Raw genomic sequence first — 3581 nt, 5'->3', positions numbered from 1 at the left:
ATCATCTCGGTTTTCATCAATTCTCTTCCGTTGAACCACTTACTCATTTTTTGTTTTAAATTCTGCCGTGCCATGACTTAGAACCTCCCTAGGATGTTCAAGAACCAACCTTTGTGGGTGTAGTCTAAGTCGGTCAAGTCACTGCTGTAGTCGGTGAAGTTGTAACCCAACCCTACTTTCATGTATTTGTTCACGTCTTTGTCCAAGGACACTAAGAATCCACTCTTGATGCCGTCGTTTTGTACTTTTAACGTGCGGTATTCGCCTAACGCGCTCCAACCTGACCACAGGTTGTTGCTGTCGCCTCGGTCGCCGATGTGGTAGCGTGCTTGTAATGCGGTGAAGACGGCGTTGTTGGAGTACCAGTCGCCTGTGCCGCGTCCAAATCGCGCTTCACTTAAACGGTAGGCGAATTTGCCTGCGTATTCCCAGCGGGGGTTGGCTTCGTATGTGCCTTCAACTGAGAGTATTTGTGAGCGTTGGTCGTAGTTGGCGCCGCCTGTTTGTGAGGGGCTGCCTAGGTCGTATAAGTAGGTGTATTTTCCGAGGGCGTTCCAACGACCACCAAGCGGACGGTAGGCGAAGCCAATGCCCGATTCGATGAGTTGGGCTTCGAGTTGGTCGGTCTTTTCGTTGGTGGTGCGTGAGTAGTTTAAACGACCCATGAAGCGCCAGTCTTCGCTGAGTTTGTATCCAACGCGGTTGGTGGTGACCCATTGGTGACGGTTTTCACTGCCGCTGTCTTTGCGGTATTCAACTTTGCTGTTCCAGTCGACCGTCTTGTCGGTGAAGCCTGCGTTGATTGAGTAGGCTTCTCGTTTGGTTTCTTGACCAGTGGAGATGCTGTCGAGTGTGCCGCGTTGGACGTTAAAGCCGATGTTCCAGCCTGTACGTGGGGCGAATTCTAAACCAAAGTTGTGGACGAGCCCTTTTTGGCTGCTGTCTTTGATCCATTGGCTTTCGTTGGTCCAGCGTACTTTGTCACTGACTTGCCAGCGTTGACCAACAGTGAAGCCGTTTTCTTTGAAGTAGCTGCGGTTGCCAAACAAATCGTTGCTGATGGTGCTGTCAGGTGAGTAGGTGTAGGACGAGTATATCGTGTGGTTTTCTGTGCGACGGTATTCGCCTGAGGCGGTGAGCGCGTTGCCTCGGTCGCCGTTGACGTAGTCGATGCCTACTGAGGATAGGTTGTTGAAGGTGTAGCGGCTGCCGACCATGAAGGCGTTGTTTTTGTCGTAGTTGGTGCGGTCAAATGCAACTTGTCCGCCCGCGTAGACGTCGAGGTTTTTGCCGATGCGGTTGTTGAAGCGTAAACCGACCAGTGAGGCTTTGCCGATGTCGCTAGTCTCGTTTTGTTCGACGCGTTGGAATTCTGCGCTGACCGATTGGTTGGGGGCGTAGGTCCATAGGCCATTGACTCGGCTGCGTTTGAGGCGTTCGTAGTCGGTGAGGCCGTCGCGTTTGAGGTCGCGATAGCTGGCGGTGAGTTTGATGTTGTCGGTGACTTGTGCGCCGCCTTCTACACCCCAGTCTTTGACGTCGTATCCAATGCTGTCGACTCGTGAGTTGGAGAAGCCTGCGTCTTTTTCAATGTACCAGCCTTTGACGAGGGCTTCGCGTGCGGTGACGCCGAGTTCTTTGAGGTTTAAGCTGCCTTCGAGGCTGTTGGCTTCACCTTGTCGTTGCGTGGTGGTGGGGACTTCGAAGAAGGATAAACCGCCGTTGTCTGAGTAGAATATGGGCGCTGAGTAGGATTGTGAGTTGGCGTTTTCAAACTTGAGGTAGGTGCCTTTGCCTTTTTGGAAGGTGAGGTCGACTCCTTCGAGTTTGTAGTCGTTGCCGGCGCGGCGGTCTTCTACGTAGGTGCCGCCCGCTGCGAAGTGGTCGCCAAACCATTGTTTGCCTTTGACGCCAGCCACTAGGTTGCCTGTGTCGAAGTTTTCTGGGAAGTATTCGTAGTTGACAACGAGCGTTTGTTGGTCGCCGCTGTTGGGGTTGTCTAATATGATGTTGTTGTCACGTATGATTTGTTGCAGTGGACGGTTGAGGATGACGCGTCCTTGGAAGTGGTCCATCTCGTAGTCGCGTCCTGAGACGAGTTTGGTTTCGCCGAGTACGCGACCGCTGTCTTTGTCTCGAATGAGGACGGAGATTTGTTCTGAACCAGGCAGTATGTCGGTGTTTTTGAGGTAGTACAGGCTACCTCCTGTGCCGAGGAATTCTGAGTGCCCTGGGGCGGTTTGTTGTTCGGAGGCGAAGGCTTGCAGTTGTGAGCTGGGTTCACCAAGGTCGTTGGTGTGTTTGCTGCGTAACTGGACTTTGGCACCGTATAGGCCTCGGTTGAATTGCGCGAGGGTGGTGTCGTTTAGGTCGGCGGTGTAGTTGCCCCATAGAATTTGGTTTTTGTCCCAGTCAAGGCGGACGTATAGGCGACCTTGGGTGTCGACGTCTCGAACGGTGGTGGAGTCGTCTCCGTAAACAGGGTAGTAGGCGTCTGGGTCGATTCGACGGAAGAGGTCTTGAGCATCAGCTTTGAAGAAGCCATTGAAGAGTTCGTCGACTTGCTTTTCGCGTGTGTCGGCTTGGGCTGTGATGAGGTATTTGCCTTGGATTTTGCCTTTTAGGTAGAAGGCGAGTCGTCCGTCTGTCTGGACGCTGTCGAAGCGTTCTTTTTCTGCAGGGGAGATGGCGGTGACGTTGCCTGAGGCTTTGGTCTCTGAGAGGGTTAGGTCGGCTAAACCAACTAGGAAGAAGTATTTGCCTGTGACGTTGACGTCGAGCATGCTGACCATGGCGTCTTTGTCACCTGGTTTCATGGTTTGGACTTGCAGTTGGTGTCGACCAACTGGCAGGATGTATTCGGCGACGAATTGTCGTTTGGTGTCTACAGGGACGGCGTTGCCGTTGATGCTCAGGCTGTAGCCGTCTGGAATGTTGTTGCCGCGCACGCGTACGCGTGAGCCGTTGACTTGGATGTTTTGCGTGAGTAAGGCATTGGTGCCGTACTGCTCTGTTTCTACGATGTAGTTTTCTAAACTGCCGCCTATCGTTTGGCTGGCGAGTTGTTGGGTGCTGAGTGTGACGTTGTTTTTTAGGTTGTCTTTTTCTTTTTCGCGGTTGGCGAGTGAGAGTAGACGCGTGGTGCGGTAGTTGGTTTCGTCCCAAACGCCGTCTTTGTCATAGACGCGTAGGTTGTAGGTGAGGACTTGGTTTTCTTGTAGCTTGATTGGGTGTTTCCATTCGCCTGTCCATTCGACGTTGGCTGTGGTGAGCTTGTTGTCCCATTTGACGGGAATAATGGCAACAGGCTGGGTGCGGTCGATGTCTTCTGGGGCGTATACCCGTACTTCGGCTTTTTGTACGAAGGGGGCGTAGTTGGTGTATACGTTGAATACGATCGGTTCGGCTATCTTGCCTTCGGCGAAGCCTACACTTGAGGGGGCGCTGACGGATAGATTGGGCGTGATGACTGAGGGGTCTTCTGTGACCCAGACTTTGCCTTTGTTGGGGAGGTTGAGGACTTTGGTGAGCGGTCGGACAACAGCTGGGGCTGCAGGGGCTGCTTGTGCCGTGGCTGCCGC

Annotated in this window: 1 protein-coding gene; it reads right to left on the bottom strand. The window is 53.1% G+C overall.

The window, feature by feature from the left end; genetic code table 11:
* Positions 1-77: 77 nt before the first annotated feature.
* On the bottom strand, positions 78-3581 hold a 3504-nt coding region (locus tag DFR44_RS11505; RefSeq protein ID WP_162845261.1), incomplete at its 5' end, for a TonB-dependent receptor.

Origin of the sequence: Hydromonas duriensis (genome assembly GCF_004363775.1) — a bacterium.
GTDB lineage: Bacteria > Pseudomonadota > Gammaproteobacteria > Burkholderiales > Burkholderiaceae > Hydromonas > Hydromonas duriensis.
Note: the sequence above shows the minus strand (reverse complement) of the source record. Positions and strands in the feature narration are given on the sequence as shown.